The organism is Acinetobacter sp. MB5 (genome assembly GCF_003261585.1).
In the GTDB taxonomy this organism is placed as follows: domain Bacteria; phylum Pseudomonadota; class Gammaproteobacteria; order Pseudomonadales; family Moraxellaceae; genus Acinetobacter.
The window spans coordinates 195920-217300 of sequence record NZ_POVU01000005.1; the positions used below are offsets into that span (position 1 = coordinate 195920).

The 21381-nt window shown below is 42.4% G+C and carries 13 protein-coding genes; 11 read left to right on the forward strand and 2 right to left on the reverse strand.

All coding sequences use genetic code 11. The features are described 5' to 3' along the window. Positions 1-2: 2 nt before the first annotated feature. The gene (locus tag C1A47_RS08775; protein ID WP_111894462.1) at positions 3-752 is read right to left on the reverse strand and encodes a thioesterase II family protein; all 750 of its coding nucleotides are present in this window, start codon (positions 750-752) and stop codon (positions 3-5) included. Between the two features lie 226 nt (positions 753-978). Here C1A47_RS08775 and C1A47_RS08780 point away from each other — a divergent pair, with 226 nt between their 5' ends. Genes C1A47_RS08780 through C1A47_RS08795 form a run of 4 tightly spaced genes read left to right on the forward strand, consistent with a single transcriptional unit; the run spans position 979 to position 6948 of the window. Next, on the forward strand, positions 979-3144 hold the full coding sequence (locus C1A47_RS08780) for a TonB-dependent receptor (protein WP_111894464.1): 2166 nt from the start codon (positions 979-981) through the stop codon (positions 3142-3144). Positions 3145-3179: 35 nt separating this feature from the next. Further along, entirely contained in the window at positions 3180-4391 is a 1212-nt protein-coding gene (locus C1A47_RS08785; protein ID WP_111894466.1) for an MFS transporter, read from the forward strand. A 49-nt stretch (positions 4392-4440) separates the two neighbouring features. After that, positions 4441-5556, forward strand: coding sequence for a siderophore-interacting protein (locus C1A47_RS08790; protein ID WP_111894468.1), 1116 nt, complete (start codon positions 4441-4443; stop codon positions 5554-5556). A 48-nt stretch (positions 5557-5604) separates the two neighbouring features. After that, the gene (locus C1A47_RS08795; RefSeq protein ID WP_111894470.1) at positions 5605-6948 is read left to right on the forward strand and encodes an MATE family efflux transporter; all 1344 of its coding nucleotides are present in this window, start codon (positions 5605-5607) and stop codon (positions 6946-6948) included. Between the two features lie 112 nt (positions 6949-7060). Here the strand turns inward: C1A47_RS08795 and C1A47_RS08800 are convergent, their stop codons facing one another. Then, positions 7061-7984 (reverse strand): helix-turn-helix transcriptional regulator, encoded by a 924-nt coding sequence (locus tag C1A47_RS08800; RefSeq protein ID WP_111894472.1) that lies wholly within the window; start codon positions 7982-7984, stop codon positions 7061-7063. Positions 7985-8388: 404 nt separating this feature from the next. Between C1A47_RS08800 and C1A47_RS08805 the strand changes: the two genes are divergently transcribed. The 7 genes from C1A47_RS08805 to C1A47_RS08835 are packed head-to-tail and all read left to right on the forward strand — an operon-like array spanning position 8389 to position 21366. Next, entirely contained in the window at positions 8389-9543 is a 1155-nt protein-coding gene (locus tag C1A47_RS08805; protein ID WP_111894474.1) for an isochorismate synthase MenF, read from the forward strand. Positions 9544-9574: 31 nt separating this feature from the next. Beyond that, on the forward strand, positions 9575-10204 hold the full coding sequence (locus tag C1A47_RS08810) for an isochorismatase family protein (protein ID WP_111894476.1): 630 nt from the start codon (positions 9575-9577) through the stop codon (positions 10202-10204). Positions 10205-10236: 32 nt separating this feature from the next. After that, positions 10237-10992, forward strand: coding sequence for a 2,3-dihydro-2,3-dihydroxybenzoate dehydrogenase (gene dhbA / locus C1A47_RS08815; RefSeq protein WP_111894478.1), 756 nt, complete (start codon positions 10237-10239; stop codon positions 10990-10992). 21 nt (positions 10993-11013) lie between these two features. Beyond that, positions 11014-13491, forward strand: a complete 2478-nt coding sequence (locus tag C1A47_RS08820) for a condensation domain-containing protein (protein WP_111894480.1) — start codon at positions 11014-11016, stop codon at positions 13489-13491. Continuing rightward, a complete protein-coding gene (locus tag C1A47_RS17990; protein ID WP_111894482.1) occupies positions 13488-16622 on the forward strand; it encodes an AMP-binding protein in 3135 nt (1044 codons plus the stop codon). Before C1A47_RS08820 ends, C1A47_RS17990 begins: the two co-directional genes overlap by 4 nt. Before the next feature lie 16 nt (positions 16623-16638). Beyond that, positions 16639-19728: a condensation domain-containing protein gene (locus tag C1A47_RS08830; protein ID WP_111894484.1), complete on the forward strand. Its 3090-nt coding sequence runs from the start codon at positions 16639-16641 to the stop codon at positions 19726-19728. Between the two features lie 21 nt (positions 19729-19749). Continuing rightward, on the forward strand, positions 19750-21366 hold the full coding sequence (locus C1A47_RS08835; RefSeq protein ID WP_111894486.1) for a (2,3-dihydroxybenzoyl)adenylate synthase: 1617 nt from the start codon (positions 19750-19752) through the stop codon (positions 21364-21366). Positions 21367-21381 lie beyond the last annotated feature (15 nt).

Sequence of the window (21381 nt, forward strand, 5' to 3'; positions counted from 1 at the left end):
ATTTATCGGATATTTATTTTTGTGTTGAGTATTTTTAATAAATGGCTATAAATAATATTTAGAGTGTCTAATAGAATAGCGTGATCTAAGAAGTAAAAGTGATCCCCTGAAACAGCATGAGCTCCTAACCAAGCTGATGAATATTCATCCCATTCTTCCATCATAGTATGGTGATGAATATATGGATCATCTTTACCATAAATACTAAGTAAGGGCTTTTGAGTTAGGGGAATTTTGTCAATTAACATATTGTCATTTAACATAAAATCATTCTTAATAATTTTTATAAAAAATTCTAAAGCATCTGGATGATTTAAAATTTCACTCGGGAAATTATTATAAACTTTCAACTCATTGATTAATTCATCATCATTTAAAATGCTTTTTTTACCCATATCCTTTAAATAGCTTGGCGCAGGTCGGCCACTCACAACAAGCAGAATCAGATTTGCATAAATGTCTTCAGTTCTTAGCAAATTTTCAATTCTCCACATGACTGCGGCTCCAACACTATGCCCAAACAGAATAAAGGGATAGTTTCCGAACGTTTTAATTTCTTCACATAGTTGATGTGCTAACTGATGAGGATCATGAGTTAAATTTTCTCGTATTTTTTTTCCATGGCCTGGGTAGTCTAAAGGGATGATTTTAATTCCAGACGGCATGTATTTGTTCCATGAATGATACATGGATGAACTGCTTCCAGCAGAGGGTAAACAAAACATATTGACGAGAATATTTTCTTGATCCATTAACAAGATTCCTGATTTTGAATGCGATTTTACCTATTAGAAAATATGATTATCTTCAAAAATATGTCAAGTTTAATTTATAATGATTATTATTTAACTTTAAAAATTCAATAAAAACAAAAGTATTCCCGATTATATAAATTCATTTCTGATCCTCTCTATTAGTTGATAATGATTATCAGTAAAATTATGTAAATTTTATAATTTGTCAGTGATAAGGCGTGAAATGAATAAAGGGTTGGGTTTTAAGTTATCGGTATTAGGGGCAAGTTTAGCATTTGCAATGTTATCTCAATCAATCCAAGCGGCTGAACAAGATAAAAACGATGAAACGGCAGATCAAAATGTATTACCTGTCATTCGCGTTGCTGCAAATAAAAATACCAACTCCACACTTGCAGCAGGGCAGGTCAGTCGTAAAAGCCAAGTAGGAATCTTGGGCGACAAAGATGCACTTGATACACCATTTAGCATTACCAGTTATACCGCCAAATATATTGAAGACCATCAGGCAAAAACAGTTGCAGAAGCGCTGCAAAGTGATCCATCTGTTCGTAGTGTCATGTCGGCAAATGGTTTAGGGGAATACTTTAATATCCGTGGTTTATATACGCAAAGCCATGAATTGGCATGGGATGGGGTATTTGGTTTAGTCCCACATAACCGTGTTCCAACTGAGTTTTTAGAACGAGTTGAAGTATTCCGTGGAACCAGTGCTTTGCTTTATGGAATGTCATTGGGTGGTGCGGTTGGCGGTGTTATTAATGTTGTACCTAAACGTGCAACCGATGAACCGATTACACGTTTAACTACAACTTATTCATCATCTTCAAATTTTGGTGAACATGTTGATATTGGGCGTCGTTTTGGTGAAAACAACCAATTTGGTATTCGGGTCAATGCGCTTAAATCACATGGAGGAACGTCTTTAGATGGGCAGACTGAAGATCGGCGTTTAGGTTCTATTGCACTTGATTATAAAGGCACCAATTTACGTGCATCTTTAGATGTGTATGACATTAAAGAGAAATTATCGGGCGCAATGCCACTGATGGTGTCTTTTGCATCTTCAAGCATTCCCAAAGCACCCGATGCATCGACCAATACCATGCCAGGTTCTTATGGGGTAACTGAAACCACTGCAGCGATTGGACATGTCGAATACGACTTTACAGATGATTGGACAGCATATCTGACTGGTGGGACTAAACATCAAAAAGCCCATGGTTATATGGCAAACAATGCTTTGGGATTAAACGCTCAAGCCAATGGTGACTATACGGCTTTCTCTCGAAATACTGCCAATATTACCGATGTCACTTCTGCTGAAGCAGGACTTCGCGGTAAGTTTAAAACAGGGGTGGTCGATCATAGCTTAGTGCTGAGTACTAATGTGATTGATCAGGATATGCGAATGGGGTTGTCCACAGGTGGAACATGGTCATCCAATATCTACACACCATCTGCATCAGGTACTTTGGCGAGTGAGCCTACGTATATTCCAAAAACATCAGCAATTACATTGAGTAGTATCGCACTGGCTGACACTTTATCGTTTGTTGATGATAAATATCAGTTGATTCTCGGATTACGTCGCCAGCAGGTCAGATCCCAGAGCTATAGCATTTATACGGGCCTAGCAAGCAGTCCGTTATATAAGAAAAGTGCACTAACACCTGCGGTTGGTTTTGTCGTTAAACCTTGGAATAACTCAATTTCACTGTATGGGAACTACATTGAAGGCTTATCACAAGGTGACTCTGTAACCGATACAACTGCTGCAAATTATGGTGCAAATATGGCTCCATATAAGTCGAAGCAGTATGAAGTGGGTATGAAATGGGAAAATGGCACGTTTAGAAATAGCCTAAGTATTTATCAAATTACAAAACCCAGCATGATCAAAGACAGCAGCACAAACACATATAACTCAGATGGCGAACAACGAAACAGAGGAGTTGAATGGACAACTGCTGGACAGTTATTGCAAAACCTGCGTGTGTTAGGTGGTGTGGTGTATATGGATGCCAAGCAAACGAAGACTGCATCAGGTGCTTATGATGGTAACGATGTCTATGGTATTCCTCACTGGCAGTCAAATTTAGGTTTTGAATGGGATGTAAATCAAATTCAGGGGCTAACCTTAACTGCAAATACGATTTATACAGGTACAGAATACGTTGATACAGCAAATACCCAAAAACTACCAAGCTGGGTTCGTGTCGATGTGGGTGGGCGCTATTTAACATCAATTGCCAATCATAAAGTCACGTTTAGAGGCGGAGTGGATAACGTCTTTAATAAAAACTATTGGGCAGGTGTCTGGAATGGTGCTTATGTCTCAGTGGGCTTGCCGCGCACTTATAAACTTTCAATGCAGATTGATTTCTAAAACTTAAATTATTAAATCAACATTGGAAGACTCCCATGAAAGAAAATCCGAAACCGTGGTCATTGCTGATCAGTGTGTACACCACACAATATATTGGTATTGCCTTTATGATCTCTGCTGCATTTGCGATCTTAAGGCAAAGCGGGATTGCGCTCGATAAATTGGCATTAATCAATTTGATCGCATTGCCGATGTTAGGTAAGGTCTTGTACGCGCCATTTATCGACAGTTTTCGTCTTTTCTTTCAGGGGCAGTATCGTAGCTGGCTAATTGCGGCCCAGCTTTGTATGACCATCTTGTTATTCATTTGCGGTTTGCTCGACATTCAGCAGCATTTCTCTGCGATTTTAATTTTATTTATTGTGTATACCTTATTTATGAGTATGCAAGATGTCGCAATTGATGGTCTTGCTTGCAAAATTTTTAGGGCAACAGAACGCCAGTTTGCCAACAGTATTCAATACTCCAGTAATTTGATGGGCAATATTATTGGTGGTGGCTTGTTACTGATTTTATATCCTTGGCTACATTGGCAAGGTGCACTATGGATTTTGGCAGGGCTGACAGCACTGACCAATATTCAACTGTTTTTTTATCAAGAACCAGACAATGTTTGGGCCAATCCACATCGCGGAATCTCTGGACAATTTAAAAGTCTGGCACAACAAATTAAACAGTTTATTCAGCAACATAAAGTCTGGTTTGCATTACTGTTTGTTTATCCCATCGGTTTTACTGCTGTTTTTGGCATTTTAAATCCGCTATTGGTCGATGCCAAATGGTCCTTGGCAGATATTGGGTTTGCAACCAAAGTCTTTGGTTCAATTGTTGGCATTTTTTCCGCATTTTTAGCGACTTTTCTGATTAATAAACTGCACCGTAAAGCCGCGTTAATCAGCCTGACCCTGTTACAGGGCATGGCGTTATTGTTATTTATTCCGCTGACCTTGGGTTATACGACTAAACCTTTGGTTTATCTTGCGATTTTTGGATATTTTCTCGCAAACCCTGGATTAATGGCGGCACTTTCTACCCTGATTATGGATCGGGCATCGACCATGCCCGCCAAAGCGACATTTTTTAGTTTGCAACTCAGCCTGATTGTTTTTATGGGCTTTGCTTACTCTGCAATCGGCTTGGCCTTCGCCCAACATATTGGATACACCGCTGTCGTTTTGATCACTTTTGCTTGTGCAATGGGTGTTGCTGGACTGACATGGAAATTATTACCCACCACATCTCAATAATCGCCAATCACACGAGATGTCTTTAGGAAAATAAAGGTAGCTTTTTAAAATGATGAACTACACCACTATTCAAGACCAAGACCGTAAGCTCGATATTATGGATCATGTCAATCAGGACCATACCAAAGAGCTGCTCATGATTGCGCAAAGCTATGGCAAAAATATGCAGATTCATGAAGCGAGTATTACCGATATCTATGAAGAAGGCATTTTGCTGCATACACGTGAAGGGCAGGCTCAAAAGGCAACGGCGCTTTTTGTCGATTTTGAATTAAAAGGTGATCTGGAAGAGCAAATTCTGTATTTGGCATACAATTCATTTGCAATACAAAAAATCGAGTTTAGCAATAATGCCAAGCAGTTTTTTGAAGTGATTGCCAAAGAGCAGCTCAGTAAAAATATCACCCGACTCACCATTAAAAGCCAAGTGGCGCTGCCGCAATATTATGCAGGTTATGCCTATGGTTTCATTTTGAAAGTTCTTGAAAAGGCACCACAAGTCAAAGCCAAACAGTCCAATAAAAGTGGGTTAGTCAAAAATACCTTCGATCGTGGTTTCTTGTGGATAATGAAACATATTTCCAGCCCAAAACGCCAAAAACTACTGGAGTCGATGAATAAAGATGTACGCCTATATACCTTGCGCCAGTCTTTTAGCCGAGATGGAGATGACACGGCGTTGAATTATGGTTATGTCGATGTCTTTACTCATGGCAACAGCCCAGGCAGTGAGTGGGTTTCAGAATTACAACTGGGATCGCTGATTTCAAGCCGTACTGAAACTGATGACAAACATGAACATCTGCATCAAGGGCAAGCCGTATTGATTGCTGATGAAACGGCATATCCCGCGCTGGCCGGAATTATGGATTTTTGGAAAAATCCAACACCGCCGATCGTTGTTCTGTTGTGTACAGAGCAACAGGATCTTGATTATTTTAAAGAATTTTCTTTTCCTGAAAATACCATCTTGAAGAAAATCATCTGTGATGTCGCTGTCCAAGCCGAGCAAACCCTTCAAATCTTAGAGGAATTTTCTTCCATCGATAATGTATGGGGCGCCTTGGAAAATAATGCTGCAAAGCAGATCCGACATTACTTTCGTAATCAACGCGCATTACAGGGTAAGAACAATCATATAAAAGGATATTGGCGCTTGAAATAAAGTGTCGATCATCCATCAGTAGATGATGAGGTAGATTGAAGACACATTATGAATATATTTAAAGATATTTCGATCCCGATTTTAAAACTGGCACTGCCATTAATTTTAATTCAGTTGTGTCAGGCTTCGCTAGGGTTGGTGAATACACTCGTTGCTGGTAAGTATAACTATCATGATCTGGCTGGGATTGGTCTGGGAAGTAGTATCTGGACGCCTATTTTTATTTTGTTTACTGGGATTTTATATGTCCTAGTTCCCAAAGTGTCGATGCTCAAACATCAACAAGATGGCAAGCAAATTGCCATTTTATTTCAACAGGGAAAAAATATCGCACTGACCTTGGCGATTTTTGGCTTTGTGCTAATCCAACTCTTGGCATTTCTCTGCCCATTGATGATTGCAGATGTGAAAATAGCAGTGATCACCAAGAACTATCTGCATTTTGTTGCTTTTGCCATGCCAGGTCTGGTCTATATGACCCTTTACCGTTTTATGAGTGAAGGCAATAGTCAGCTGAAACCGATTATGCTGACCTTTATGATTTTACTGATATGTGATGCATCTCTATGCTTTGGCTTGGTCAACGGCGTTGGCTTTTTACCACAATTAGGTGGGGCAGGTACAGGTTTAGCCACAGCACTCAGTGCTTATATTGCTTGTTTTGTGATGCGATATTTTGTCCGCGAAGCTGTGCCTGAAATTCAGCAGCAGCAGGAAAGTCAGGTCACTTATGGCGAGAGTTTACAGTTGTTGAAACAAGGTTTGCCAATCGGGGTGACTTTGGTGCTGCAAATATTGGCGCTCTCAACACTGGCTTTCTTCGCTTCGGAATTGGGAACCCGAGTGATTGCAGCCCATCAAATCGTGATTAATATTGCGATGGTAATTATCATGATTCCTGTGGCAATCAGTAGTGCAACCACCATACGTGTTGCGTCCTTTTCTTCGACCAATAATCAGCAGGGCAAGGTATTGACCAGTGTAACGGTTGCCATGATGACTCTGATTTATGCTGGGCTGATGGCGCTGATTTTAACCATATTTGCCCATCAAATTACGAGGTTATTCAGTCAGGATGTAACTGTCTTGAGCATTGCCACAAGGCTGATGCATTATGTTGCCATTTTTTTAGTTTTCGACGCGATGCAAACAGTGGCTTCAGGTGTGCTCAGAGGCTTACAGCAATTTATGCAACCATTAGTGGTCATCTTATTCTGTTATTGGATCATCATTATTCCGCTTAGCTATGTCATGGGTGTAAAAGGCTGGTTGCAACTCTCTGCCAATGTCGATGTGATCTGGAAAGTTTTGGCTACAGGGATTTGTTTGGCTGCACTGTTTATGATTATTCAAAGCTATCGCAGAATTACCCATAAAGAAGTGGTGTACTAATAATTCAATGACAGCATTAGGTTTAATTTGAGGCTGCATCACAACATGATGCAGCTTTTTTATTTTTGTTTAATCTGATGAATGTGCCTGAAACTGGATAAGATTTGTTAATTTAAGGGATATAACCAAAGTGCTGTTCAAAAATCCGCTTAAAATATTGTGTACTGCTATAGCCAATTTGATTGGCTACATGCTCAATTGACATGCCTTTTTTTAGAAGTGACTGAGCATATTTCATTCGGGTCTTGAGTAGAAAATGGCCGATCGTATGTCCTGTGCTCTGTTTAAACAGGCGCTTTAAATCACATTCATTCATTCCCACTTGTTTGGATAAATCCCTAATCGTAATTTTCTGATCAAATTGAGTTTCCAAAATAGAAATCGCGTTTTGGATGGCAGGTTTAATCAAATCTTGAGTATTTTTCTGCAGCAGTAAACTTAACAGTTCAAGTGCTGCACCCTCGAGATGTAGCAAATCCAGCATATTCTTGGCTACTGGCAAATTAAGTAAATATTGGGCATGGTGCAAAATATCTTTATGTGGAATTTGAATTGCCTTTAAAGCAGGTGTATCACCATCAAAAAAGAATTGAAGCAAATGATTATCTACCGTAGATGATTTCAGTATTTTTAGTAAACTCTCGTCGAAATCTAAACTAATTAATGACATTTGCTTATGTTCTGGCAAATATAACGTCTGTAAACCAAGAATGCCTTTACGCAAAATAATCATCGGTGACTGAAATTCATATTCTTGATTGGTTTGGTGATTTTGGATGTGATGCGTACCTGACAACAAGATAGTCAAACCTAAAGAATAAGTTTGTGTATTGGCACTCATTTTTAGGGGGTGATGTAGCCAGTATTGACCTTTTCCAACACATAAGCGATTAAAGTCATAGAGTTCAGTATAGCCTTGACCATCAGATGGATTACATAGATTTAGCTGATGATTGGGGAGTTCTGAGCATGTATCTAAATATAAATTCCCGACCTGTTTTAAAACTGTTTTATGAAAATCAATAAATTTAGACATAATCTGTGATCTGATATTATTGGCATATTAAATGATAACTATTTTCATTTAAATGGTGGCCGATTGTCAATCTTCAACGCTTATATTTTTCTGATTCGATTTAATTATATATAAAAAATGATTTAAAACAGAGACTTTCCTTAATCTAGGAAAATATTCCTTATTGTTTCTTTTAATTGATAATGATTATTAATACACTTTCTTGGCGCAAAATGGTCTAGAACAAGACCATACGATATATCTGAGGTCATCAAGCTAAAGGTATTGAAATTTAATTAACAAAATTTGACATGTTGAAAAATTGAATATTTATATAAATCAATATATATCAATGTATTAGTTTGGTGTTAAAGCTAAATCATGAGATCAATACTTAACGATTTTATATTGGGTGAGGAAGTTTTATGCAAAGTATCAATAAACAACAAGGTGAATTCTTTGACAATAAAACAGCTTGTTTTTTTACAAAAGACTATCACTTATTCGCAGATGATTTAGCAGACACCATTTCACTCCCCGCAATAGACAAAACGGCGCTCAATCAAAAAATTCAAGAATGTTTTACTCGACTTCTTGATCAAGAGGGGACGAATCCGATTTTGGTGGGTGCAATTCCATTTGATACAACCAAGCCATCCTCGTTAAATTTTTATCGTCAACATCGCAAACAAAACAGTACGTCCGCTGCCAGTGCCGATGCTTTATTGCCACTTCAATTAAAAAATAAAAAACAAGTCATTGAAAGTCAGCATTTTGGCAAGGCTGTCGAATCAGCGATTGCGGCATTTTCAAAGCAGCATTTAGAAAAAATTGTTTTGTCTCAGGCGGTAGATTTTGAATTACTGGATTCTCAGAAACCTGCTGAACTGGCAATCACCTTGTCTGCACAAAATCCGTATGCCTATACCTTTGTTGTGCCTGTTGACCAAGACAGCTATTTGTTGGGTGCCAGCCCAGAACTGCTGATTTCCAAACGAAATGAAGCCATTCGCAGCAATCCACTGGCAGGCTCTCGACCTCGCAGTAAAGATGCGGCAGTCAATAACCTACGCACCAGTGAGTTACAAGCATCGACCAAGGATTTATACGAGCACCAGATTGTGGTCGATAACATTTTGCAGAATTTAGATCCGTTATGCCAAGAGTTGAAAGTTTCTGAACAGCCTGAAATTTTAGAGACCACGACCATGTTGCATTTGTCTTCTGTATTTCAGGGGACATTAAAAGACCAGAACCTGAATGCGCTGAATGTTGCATTGTCTTTGCATCCAACCCCAGCCGTATGTGGTTCGCCGACCAATCTCGCCAAACAGTTTATCTTGCAGCACGAAGGTTATGACCGTGAATATTATGCGGGCTTGGTTGGCTGGATGGATGCGCACGGCAATGGTGAATGGGTTGTCACCATTCGTTGTGGTTTGTTAAGCGGTCAAAGCATTCGTTTGTATGCGGGCGCAGGTATTGTCATGGGTTCGGATGCAGAAATGGAATGGAATGAAACCGAAGCCAAAATGCAAACCATGTTGAAAACGCTGAATGCCAGTATTGATGCACGATAAATCCAGTCTCTTAAAAATAATAGGTTAAGCCATGAGTATTCGAAAAATTGAAAGTTATCATTTGCCACTAAAACAGGATTATCCAGAGGCAAAAGTAGACTGGAAAATTGATAAGCAGCGTGCAGCGTTATTAATCCATGATATGCAGGATTATTTCATTAATTTCTATGGCGAAGAATCACCGTTGATCCAGATCGTGATGCATAACATCAGCAAATTAAAAGCATGGTGTGTGCAAAATGATATTCCTGTGTATTACACCGCACAGCCTGCAAAACAAGATGATCAAGATCGTGCCTTATTAAATGATATGTGGGGTGCAGGCTTAACGGCATATCCTGAACAGGCCGATATTGTGAAGCAGCTTGCGCCAACCAAGCACGATTTGGTGTTAACCAAATGGCGCTACAGTGCTTTTTATCGCTCTGACCTCGAACAATTACTCAAACAAGAACAACGAGATCAACTGATTATTTGTGGCGTATATGCGCATATTGGCGTGTTACAAACCGCAGCAGAAGCCTTTATGAACGGGATTAAGCCTTTCGTAATCGCTGACTCTGTGGCGGACTTTAGCCTGAAAGACCATCTTTTTGCCTTGCAATATGTCCAGCGCAATTTGGGTGTTGTGCATCATGTGAACCAACTGGTTCGTTCTTGATTTTCAACATTGTAGATGGTTAAGGAACAGTTATGGCTTTCGCGAACAAGCAAAAAATTGCATGGGTTACAGGGGTGAATCAGGGGATTGGTGCCGAGATCATGCGCCAACTGATTGCACAGGACATTCAGGTCATTGGTTTTGATGTCTCTACAGATCAGGTTCCTGCGGTATTTAAGGCGCAGGTCTATGAATGTGATGTGCGCGATGAACAGCAGGTCTCTGCATTGTGCACCCGCCTCTTAAAAACAGCTGCTCCAGATTATTTTGTCAATGTTGCTGCGGTGCTGCATTTAGATTCACATGAGAGTTTGTCCCTCGATGCATGGCGACAAACCTTTGAAGTGAACGTTTTTGGCGCGTTTTATTTCTTGCGCCAATTAAGCCCGCATTTCAAACACCAGCGTTCGGGCAGCATTGTCGTGGTTTCATCCAATGCGGCACATGCACCGCGCATTAACATGGCAGCCTATGGTGCATCTAAAGCGGCGCTGACCAGTTTCTCAAAAACCGTAGGTTTGGAACTGGCTGAATATGGCGTACGCGTCAATATCATCTCGCCTGGTTCAACAGCGACCCCAATGCAATACCAGTTATGGAACGATGCAACAGGTGAGCAAAATACGATCCAGGGCAATCCTGCGCAATATAAGGTCGGGATTCCATTACAAAAAATAGCCCAGACACAAGATATTGCCAATGCGGTGATGTTCTTGCTGAGTGATCAGGCAACGCATATCACCATGCACGATTTGGTGATTGATGGTGGCGCGACCTTGGGACAATAAGCCTGACAGGTGAGTATAGAAATGAAGTTACAGCAAGAAATTACCCAACATATTCATACCGTTTTACAGTTGGACAGCGTCAATATATCGCCTCAGGATAATTTGATCGAACATGGGTTACATTCTTTGGCGATCATGCAATTGGTGGATGTTTTCGAGAAAAAATATCAAAAACCATTGTCTTATACAGACTTTGCCATGTCACCTACGGTTGAAGACTGGGTCAGTATTATTAACAGCATGAGCGTATCCTCAGAGGTTCAGGAGCCTGCTGTAGCGCTGTCATATTCACTTCCTTCTGCATCTGTAGCTTTATCTGATATGCAATACGCCTACTGGGCAGGTAGACAGTCGGAAAATACTGCCGCCCATTTATATATGGAGTTTGCTGGGAAAAACCTCGATATTCAAAAATTACAAACCGCATATCAGAAACTGGTGCAGCGTCACCCTATGCTAAATGCCTCGATTATCAATGGGCGACAAAGCATTCAGGCGTTGGAGCATCAGCAGATTCAAATCCATGATTTAAGTCATCTGGATCAAGCAGATGTGGCTGCGGCATTACAAAACAGACGTCAGCAGATGAGCCATCAACAGCTTGCTATTCAAAATGGGCAAGTGATTGATATCCATCTGAGTTTATTGCCAGATCATCAGCATATCCTACATATTGATAGCGATATGATCGCCATTGATCCGCAGAGTTATTTGATCGTGGTGGAAGATCTAACTGCGTTATATCTGGGTAAAACACTCAGCCCGCTGAACAGCTCATCCATTGATTATTTTGACTATCTGCAACAGCGTAGTGACGATCCAAATTACCATGCAAAAGCTTTACAGGACCAGCAGTGGTGGCAGAACCGTTTAGACCAGATTGCCCCTGCGCCTGATCTACCATTCCTCCCAGAAGGCTTGCGAGAAAATCCACAGCAATTTGAGCGTCTAGCATTTTGTTTTACTGAAGCCGATAAGAAAAAATTACAACAGATCGCTGAAAAAAATCATCTTTCGGTACAGTCACTTTGCCTGACGGCTTTTGCTGAAACCGTGGCAACTTGGTCATCCTCACCACAGTTTCGGTTAAATCTTCCGTTCTTTGTCAGAGAGCCATATCAGCAGATGATCAATGACATCGTGGGTGATTTTGCCAATTTAAGCTTGCTGGATGTACAGCTCAACGCGCAGGAATCTTTTTATTCGGCAGTGCAACGCATTGAGCAGCAGGTGCAGCAAGCCCATGAGCATTATGCTTATGCGGGTATTCATGTGTTGCGGGATCTTTCCAAACGTCACCAGCAGTTAGAAACCTCGCCGATTGTCTTTACCTCTGCACTTGAAGTCGGTGAAATTTTTTCTGAGGGCTTGCAGTTGCATCTGGGACAGCCTGTCTGGTGTATTTCTCAAGGCCCTAAAGTCGATCTTGATGTACAAATTGCTTATTTTAATCAGGGTTTGGTGGTCAACTGGGACATTCGCAGTCATGCCTTTAAACCGCACGTGATCCAGCATATGTTCGAGCATTATATTGCCCAGATCACGGCAATAATTCAGGATGAAACGTACATTCATGCTCCGATGGCATATCAGTTGCCTACGGCGCAGCATGCTCAAAGACAGGCTCAGCCTGCCACACTTGCAGCCCATGTGCTGGCACAGCTACCAGTAGATTGTGATCAGTATCGTGTGGTTAATCAGATGGGCATCGATTGCCCAGACTGGGTGATTGGAACCTTGTGGGGACGTGTTCAGGCACAGGATGTCAAACGGCATTCAGGGCTGAATTTGAAACTGGTACAAGGGCAGTATTGGTATCCGACCCGTTATGCCGCTTATTACAATGATGCTGCTGAAATTATCCTGTTTGAAGATCAGCATCAACTGGTCAAAATCAACGGATACTGGCTGGATTTAAATGAGCTTTGCCAAAAAATCCTTGAGATTCCAGAAGTAGCACAAACCAAGCTCTGTTCAGTTTATCAAGATGGCAAAAATCGCTTAATTGCCTGCTTGGTTATGTCCCCACAGGCTGAACTGAAGCAGCATCAGCTAAATGCTGCCTATGCAGCACGACTGCCACAATATTTAATTCCTGAGCAGTCTTATCTCATCAGTGCTGAACAGTTTGCACAAGTTCAAGCAGACAATATTCAAGATTTTATTGATCAAAATCAATCACTCGCCCAACGGTCATCAGCGCAAACACAGCCCCATTTAGAACAGGTGGTGTATTTCATGATGGCTAAAATCATTGGCTTACAACCCGATCACCCAAATGCCAATATTGATTTCTTTGATTATGGCGGTGACTCCTTATTGGCTACCCATTTTGTGGCAGCACTGCACCGTTATTTTAAAGATTGCGGGATTACAGTGGTTGATATTTTTTCACAGCGTACCGTTCAGAATATTGCCAAGGTGATTGAACAAAATATTCCTCAATCTGCACACAAGATCGCAGAAATCTTCCTAAAAGTATTAGAGGGAAAAAAATGAGCACGCTTCATACACCATTGAATGCCATGCAAAAAGCGTATTTGCTGGGCAAGTCTAAACTTTTTCCTTTAAGCCAGTCTTCCATGCACGATTTTAGAGAATTTCATGGGCAGATGACCAAGGCGCAATTTCAAAATGCCTTGACCGCAGTGGTTGCAAAGTACCCCGCATTACGTACCAAAATTAATGAAACCGAACTGATACAAGTGGTTCTGGATCAGGTTGATCTGGCGCATCAGGTTGACTATGTCGATTTACAGCAACTGTCGCATCAAGATGCACAGCAGCAGTTACAGCGCTGGCGTGAGACCTTTACGCATTATCTGCATGCGTTGGACACTCCACCGTGGCGGATAGCGTTTATCCAGTTACCGCAAGAAGCTGAGCATCGCACTGTGGTTTTCACCAGTTTTGATGGTCTGATTATAGATGGTTATTCGATTTCTGTTTTCCTGACCGAATTATTTGGGCAGGGCAGTGGTAGTGAGTATGCAGCACCGCAATCTGCTTCTCATTTAGTGGTTAAACCGAATGTGGTGCAAGCTAGTGCCAAAGACTATCAGTTTTGGCTTGAAAAACTTGACCAGATTGAGCAGATTACCCAGTTGCCATGGGCTACTGCATTAGAAAAAATTACCGATCCACATTATCAGCGACGTGGTATCTCGATTTCGAGCGAGGCTTGGAAGCAACTTTCCAGTCTGGCAGCGAAGCAGCGTCTGCTGCCCAATGCATTATTGACCACGATTATTTTAGAAGTCCTGTCAAAATGGACAGAAGATCAGAGTCTGGTGCTGTCCGTACCGATTTCCAACTCGGCAATGACGGGTGGCGTTGCCAATCATTCATCTTTTATAGTGCTGCACCATCATCATACTGAACAGCAAAGCTTTGTGGATACGGCGAAAAATGTCCAAAAAGATATTTTAGAGTCCATGACCCATAGCTCCTTTTCAGGGGTGGAAATTTCTAAATATCTGATTCAAAAAACCAAAGAATCGATTGTTTTGCCAATCGCCCTGACCAATGGTCTGGCGTGGAAAAAACCAGTCAATACTCCGCAGATTCAGTATGTGGCGGGTCAAACCCAGACGCCACAGTTGGCACTGGATGTTCGTCTGACCTTGTCAGATTGTGCAGATCTCATCATTGATTTTGACTATGTTGAAGAAGCTTTGTCTGAGCAGGTCGTTCAGGATATGTTGCAGGCACTTAAACAGCGTCTGGATCAGCTTGCAGCACTGCAAGATTTACAGGATGCACCTGTGCAGCAGTCCAGAGTTGCAGCCCTCGGAGATGATTGGCAGGAAAATGTTGAAGGTGGTCTTGAGTTAGACAATTATTTAGAACGGATTGAAAAGCAGCTTTTTCAACAAACACCAGACAAAGCCGCTTTGATTTACGCTGACCAGAAGATTTCATATCAGCGCTTGGGCGAGAATGTTGCCAAAGTCCGTGTTGCCCTAGCGCAAGCAGCCGTGACAGAAAAGCAGGTGGTTGCCATCTGTCTGAAGAAAAGCCCTGAACATATCTATGCCATGTTGGCATGTGCCTTGTCCAATATCATTTGGTTACCTGTCGATATGGACTCACCTCAGGCGCGCCGAGACTATATTTTAAAAAATAGTCGGGTAGATCTGGTAATCAGTGATGCACCTGTCGAAGGCATGGCTTATGTGGATATCCATGCTGCCTTGCAGGCACCGATTTGCTCAGCACAGACTTGGCAGTATCAGCATGACAGTTCACCGGCCTATTATCTGTATACGTCAGGTAGTACAGGCACACCGAAATGTGTGGTCCTGAACAATCGGGCAACCTCCAATATCTTGCAGCAGTCCATTCAGAACTGGAATATTCAGCACAATGATATTCATCTGGCTGCCACCCCGTTTCATCATGATATGTCGCTTTTCGATATTCTGGTCCCACTCTCTGTTGGGGGAACGCTGGTGATTCCAACGATAGAGCAAGCCAAAAGTGCTGTGGCGTGGGCGCAGTTGATCGATCAGTACAAGGTCAGCATCTGGTGTACGGTTCCTGCTATGGCGGATATGTTGCTGACTGCGGCTGAACCTCGTCAACTGCAAAGTTTTCGCCTGATCAACCAAGGTGGGGATTATGTGAAGCCTTCTGTGGTTCAAAAATTCCGTCAAATCTTGCCGCATACCCGACTGATTTCAATCGGTGGTCCGACAGAAACCACGATTTTGAGCATCTGGCATGAGATTACGCCGCAAGATCGCGATGTCATTCCTTATGGTAAGGCACTGAAACACAATGAATATCATCTGTTAAATCCACATGGTGAGTTTTGCCCTGTTGGTGTAATCGGGCAAATGTACATGACGGGTGTTAACCTCTCGAATGGTTATCTGCTTGATGGGCAGGTCCTGCAAAAAGATTTTGTCCTGTTGACGCTACCCAATGGTGAGCAAAAACGCGCATTTCGCATGAGTGACAGGGGTTATTTCAGAGCCGATGGCAGTATTATTTTTGCGGGACGGGATGAAGGTTATCTAAAGGTACGTGGGGTGCGGATTGCTGCCTCAGAGGTCGAAAATGCCTTGCTCAAACATGCCGAGATTACAGATTGTGTGGTGATGACCTGCATCAATCCTGTATTTGAAGGCAATGAGCTGGTTGCCATTTATACCACTGCCCATCCGCAAACTGGCGGTCTGAACCCAGCAGCACTGCGCCAGTTCCTGCAAAGCTTTGTGCCCAATTCACATATTCCTTCACGATGGCTGTATCTGAGCGAATTCCCGATTACACGAAACGGCAAGATTGACCGAAAAGCGTTACAGAAATCGGCTCAGGAAATGCTGTATCAGACTTACGTCCCTGCATCCCCAGCAGAACCTATGCAGTCCCCGCAGCCACAACTGGAGCAGGATATTTTACAGCTTCTGCGTCAGTCTTTACCTGCACAGCAGAGCAGTGCCGATCTGTTTATGGAAACGGAAATTTTGGCGGTGGGCATGACGCCAAGCTACCTGAATCGCTTGGCGAAGCACTGTGCACGGCAATTTAATACATCGATTGACTTTTATATGTTAGCAAAATGCAAAACCGTCCAAGAGATGGTCGACAACATAAAAAACCAAGTAAATCAGAAAAATAGTTAATTTAAAGGTAGGTTGTATGAGTCATCATCAAGCGATTATGAGTGACGATTTATTTGGTCTCTTTGAAAGTGAATTACAGGATATCGGTTTATCTGAGACATTATCCAGCGCTGAAATACAAAAAAATGCGGTGCTAAGCGATAGTCATCTGGCATTGTCCTTGTCGGAAGAACGAGCCTGGATGTTGCATCAGCAAGATCCACTGGCGGCTTCAGGGCCGTTTCTGGTCGGGCTGAAACTGACAGGTGACATCAAGCTGGATCGTTTAATTCAATCCATCAAAAGTCTTTATGCCGGCGATTCGAATCTGAACTTTCGCTATCAACTCGATCAGGCAGGTGAGTTGGTCAAGCGTCATCAGCCCTCACAACAGCTTGAAGTCAGCACACATCTGGTGGATTCTGAGCAGCAGGCGATCCAGCATCTGCTGGCGCTCATGCAGACCCCAATAGATTTAAGCACTGAACCTGCCATTCAGTTTGTGGTGATGCCAAAAAATAATCAGGAAGTGATTCTGGGAGTTTTGGGGCATCATATCCTGCTGGATGACAGTGCCTGGAAACCGATTTTTAAGCATTTAAGTCATTTTTATAATACGGCTGAAGTACTGGCTGTTCCATTGACGCAGACATCTGGCAGTTTTTCTCATGCAGAAGCAGCCGCACTGGCGTACTGGAAGCAACAATATCCAACAGGAATGAACAAGGTACTGTGGCCCTCGTTGTTCCAGCGTTCCCCACATGCCGCCCCGATTCAGCAATATGGTAAAACCTCAACACTGGTTGCTGAACCGAAAGTGACGCGCGTCTTTGCCACGATTGATGCGGGACATTTATATCAGTTAAGTCAAACGGCACAATCATCGATCTTGCATACGATGGTGTCACTGTTTGGTTTTTATGTACAAAGCATTTTGGATTTAGACACGGTCGATGTGTTCGTGCCTGTGGTTGAGCACTATGATATTGCCTCGTTGAACCAGATCCAGTCCAGTTCCAATATTTTACCGATTCGCATCAGTCGACTGGCACAGGGCATCTCTGAACAGATTGCCCAGACCCGTAATCAGATTTTACAGGGAATGAGCCATAACGTGTCGATTGAACAGATCCTGTCAGCGACCAAAACCCAGCGCCATCTGATTCCCAATATTCTGGTCACCCAATTTATGGAGTCGACGCAGTATTTAGCCTTAGCGCAGGTTGATGTACAGTCTTTGGTGATTCCACCACTGCATGCGGACTATGATTTAACGCTGGCATTCCAACTCAAGGATCAGCAACAGCTTCAGCTTGAACTGACCACAGGTGAGCGTCTGTCTGCTTCGATTGCCGCGTTGTTATTAGAGCAGTTTGTGGTTTTTCTACACCAAGACCACACGCACAACATCACGTTCCCGATTTTTAGCCAGCCTTTGGCGCAGAATGATCAGTCAGCGCTGAATTTAGCTCCAGCGGTTAGTCCAACAAAAGCAGAAAATCTGGCATTGGCAGAGCTGATTCTTGATGAATTTAAAGCGGTGTTATTGAATCCTGATCTCAGTATTTACGATAACTTCTTCGATCAGGGTGGGCATTCGATTTTGGCAACCCGCGTGCTTGGCAAATTGCAAAGCCAGCATCAGGTGCAAATCAAGATTGTTGATTTCTTCAATGCACCGACGGCAATTGAGTTAACTCAGTACGCTGAATATCAGGATCAAAGTCAGTCCAGCCGCAAAATCTTTAGCCCTGATCAGGAAATTGTTGCACCAATTACCTTGTTACAAAAAGCATTTATGGGCTTTTCGGATCAGGGTCGCGATCCAATCTTCAATATTCCATTTGCCTTCCGTTTTACTGAAACAGTCGATGAAACAGCATTTTATGCAGCTTTCGTGGATATTCTGGAACGTCATCATGCTTTGCGCAGTATTTTTGTCTTCCATGCCATTGACGATATTTCTCAAACGGTGATTCCGCTGAATCAGATTGCCCAGCATCCTTGGTTCTGGTCTTCGGACACGCAAGGCACAGCATCGGCACAGCAAATTTTAAAACAAGAAGCCAATCATCAGTTCGAGTTAACGCATGAATTTCCAATTCGGGTCCGTTTCCTCAAAGATGAACAAGGGCGTCATATCCTCTCGTTATTGCTGTATCACATTGCCATGGATGAGTGGTCATCAGGCATCTTGATCAAGGAGTTGCTCGAGGCATATACCGCTCGTGTCGGGGGCAATGCACCTGTATGGGAAAAAATTCCGCGTCAATTCCATGAGTATGCTTTGGCACAGGATGACTCAAGTTTACAAGAGCATCTGGATTACTGGATCAATGCGATTGGCAAAGTCAAAAAGCAACCAGCTCTGCTCAGTTCACAGGCGCAGACCACTGCGGAAAACCAGTACGATGTGGCAGGAGCATCGGTTGAATTCAGTCTGAATGCGGCAGAAACCGAGCACTTATATCAACTGGCGAAAAACTATAAATCTTCGATTTTCTATGTAGTGTATGCCGCAATCGTATTGTCTGTGCATTTCCTTGGTGGCGGGAAAAAGATCCTGACAGGAACATCGGTGGCATGTCGAGATAACCCTAATTATCAGGATACGCTCGGCTATTTCACCAACGTGGTGATGCACTATACCCAGTTTCAGGAAGAGCTGCGCATTGGTGATCTGGTTCAGCAAGTCCAGAATAATATTTTCAATACCTTGCCGTATGCCGATATTCCTTTTGCGATTGTTGAAGAACAGGTTCGGGCAGAAGATGAAGAATCTACAGAAAGCCCGTATGAAGTCTATATTCAGTTGCACGCTAAAAATGCACTGACAGGGACTTTCTCGTTGCAAGACGGGCATGAAATTGGATTTGAGCTACTTGAACCCGAACGGGATAGCGCAAAATTCGGATTGCATTTTGAAGTCTATGAAGAGCCTCTCTCCGAAGAAAACCGACTTCGTGTGGTGATTAATTATCGTGTTAATCGTTATGATGATGCACAAATTCAACTGATTCAACACGTTACTCAGCATGTTTTACATGGCTTTATGGCAGGTGATGATCAACAGCAAGCTGATGTTATGCAGCTTAGAAAGCATTTAGCGCAAATCAATCTTCACTAAAAATAGTGTCAAGGAACATATATGTTTATCGAACAAGATATTCAAAATGGCTTTGTCCCATTCCCTGAATCTAGAGCACAATTTTATCGGGAACAGGGTTGCTGGCAAGCACGTACCCATTTTCAGTTGTTGCAAGATGCTCATGTAAACTATGGGAAAAATCTTGCGGTTTTACAAGATAATAAGCAACTAAGCTATTCTGAGTTGTATGCCTATGCGATTCGGTTTGGTACTTATCTCAAGCAAAAGGGCATTCAGGAAACGGATTTTGTTCTGGTACAGTCGGCCAATGTCATTGAAGTTTTTGTGGTGATTTTCGGGCTGTATTATATTGGCGCTAGACCTGTATTTTGTCTAAACGGGCATGGTTCCTATGAGATTGAAAATATTGCCAGACAAAGTCGGGCAAGTGGCTATATTCGTCTGATTGATTCTGCGACGCAAAAAGATGCCGCAGAGATTACCGACCAGTTCGCCGAACCTAATTTTAAACTGTGGTTCAGACAGACTGTGACGAGCCAAGCCTCACTGGCACAATCGTTTGCCATGTTGGACGGTGTTGTTGCCGATCCAGCCATCCAAACGCGTGCAAGCTCAGAAGATATTGCATTTTTGCAACTCTCAGGGGGCACTACAGGGTTACCTAAACTGATTCCCCGTACTCATGCCGATTATATTTATTCGGTTCAACTGAGTGTCGATGTGGCAGAACTCAATCAGCAGGCGAAGCAGTTGGTGGTTTTGCCAGTCATGCATAACTTCACCATGAGTTCTCCTGGGTTTTTAGGCACATTCTATGTGGGGGGAATGGTGGTGATCAGCCAGCATTCTAGCCCAAGAATCTGCTTTGAACTGATTCAAAAACATAAGATTCAGCAAGTTTCACTGGTACCTGCGATTGCAACCCTATGGCTCAACTCTGAAAGCCTGCATGACTATGACTTGAGTAGTCTGGAAGTCATTCAGGTGGGTGGGGCCAAATTGCTACCGACACTTGCCAAGCAAATTGTTGAAAAGTTGCAGGTCAAATTGCAACAGGTGTATGGCATGGCAGAAGGTCTGGTGAACTTCACTCATCTGAATGACTCGATTGAGACCATGGTCAACACCCAAGGGAAAAAACTGTCGGTTTTTGATGAGATCCGCATTACCAGTGATGCTGGAGAAGCCTTGGCAGTGACCCAAATCGGGCATATTCATACCCGAGGACCGTATACGATTAATGGTTATTATAATTTGCCAGAAATTAATCGTCGTTCTTTTACGGAGGATGGTTTTTATAAAACCGGTGATATTGGCTATATCGATGAAGATGGCAATATCGTGGTGACAGGGCGTGAAAAAGAGCAAATCAACCGTTCTGGCGAAAAAATTACCCCGAGTGAAATTGAGGAATTTATTCTCAACCATCCTTTGGTCAAAGATGTCTGCGTTGTAGGCGTGAGCGACCCTTATTTAGGTGAGCGGATCAAGGCGATTATTATTCCGAAACAGCAAGATAGTGACATTAATCTCAAGGGAATACGCAAATTCCTGATCGATAAAAATATTGCGCAATATAAGATCCCCGATGAAATTGAAGTTGTTGCAGATTTTAAATATACCCATGTTGGAAAAGTAAATAGACAGAAGCTGTAAGTTGAGGAGTAAAAA

Coding starts and splice junctions, on each gene's coding strand:
- C1A47_RS08775 (WP_111894462.1), bottom strand. CDS start 752: ATGGATCAAGAAAATATTCTCGTCAATATGTTTTGTTTACCCTCTGCT.
- C1A47_RS08780 (WP_111894464.1), top strand. CDS start 979: ATGAATAAAGGGTTGGGTTTTAAGTTATCGGTATTAGGGGCAAGTTTA.
- C1A47_RS08785 (WP_111894466.1), top strand. CDS start 3,180: ATGAAAGAAAATCCGAAACCGTGGTCATTGCTGATCAGTGTGTACACC.
- C1A47_RS08790 (WP_111894468.1), top strand. CDS start 4,441: ATGATGAACTACACCACTATTCAAGACCAAGACCGTAAGCTCGATATT.
- C1A47_RS08795 (WP_111894470.1), top strand. CDS start 5,605: ATGAATATATTTAAAGATATTTCGATCCCGATTTTAAAACTGGCACTG.
- C1A47_RS08800 (WP_111894472.1), bottom strand. CDS start 7,984: ATGTCTAAATTTATTGATTTTCATAAAACAGTTTTAAAACAGGTCGGG.
- C1A47_RS08805 (WP_111894474.1), top strand. CDS start 8,389: ATGCAAAGTATCAATAAACAACAAGGTGAATTCTTTGACAATAAAACA.
- C1A47_RS08810 (WP_111894476.1), top strand. CDS start 9,575: ATGAGTATTCGAAAAATTGAAAGTTATCATTTGCCACTAAAACAGGAT.
- dhbA (WP_111894478.1), top strand. CDS start 10,237: ATGGCTTTCGCGAACAAGCAAAAAATTGCATGGGTTACAGGGGTGAAT.
- C1A47_RS08820 (WP_111894480.1), top strand. CDS start 11,014: ATGAAGTTACAGCAAGAAATTACCCAACATATTCATACCGTTTTACAG.
- C1A47_RS17990 (WP_111894482.1), top strand. CDS start 13,488: ATGAGCACGCTTCATACACCATTGAATGCCATGCAAAAAGCGTATTTG.
- C1A47_RS08830 (WP_111894484.1), top strand. CDS start 16,639: ATGAGTCATCATCAAGCGATTATGAGTGACGATTTATTTGGTCTCTTT.
- C1A47_RS08835 (WP_111894486.1), top strand. CDS start 19,750: ATGTTTATCGAACAAGATATTCAAAATGGCTTTGTCCCATTCCCTGAA.